This is a genomic window from Pseudomonas sp. SDT291_1_S447 (assembly GCF_054070155.1).
In genome coordinates this window covers 1-435 of sequence record NZ_JBSVXS010000306.1, presented here as the reverse complement: position 1 = coordinate 435, position 435 = coordinate 1, and the positions used below count along the sequence as shown (strand labels likewise).

The 435-nt window shown below is 63.2% G+C and carries 1 pseudogene; it reads right to left on the bottom strand.

Features of this window, described 5'->3' with window-relative positions:
- Window positions 1–435, bottom strand: a pseudogene (locus tag ACW9IR_RS29670) (RHS repeat protein); the annotation flags it as partial.

Genomic DNA, 435 nt, shown 5'->3' with positions numbered 1-435 from the left:
TCTCGGTGAGCAGCAGTTGCGCATGGTCGTAGCGGTACTGCACCCGCGTGCCGTCAGGGTTGATCCGCCGCGAGACCAGGTGCAGGTCATCGTCATATTCGTAGCGAGTGATGCGCCCCAGTTCATCGCGCTCGGCAGTGACCTGACCGTAGGCGCCGTAGCTGTAGGCGCGGGTGCTGCCGGTAGGAAACGTCGTCTGAATCAGTCGGCCAACGGCATCCCAATGCTGTCGGGTGACTGCACCGTGTTCGTCGGCGGTGGTGGTCCGTCGCCCCAGCGCATCGTAGGAAAAACGCCGCACACCGCCGTCGGGCAGGGTTTCCTCGGTCAACTGGCCGAGGCTGTTCCAGACCAAGCGATGCCGACTGCTGTCCGGGTAACGGATCGACAGCAACTGACCCCGGGTGTCGTAGTAGTAATGGGTGACCTGACCGT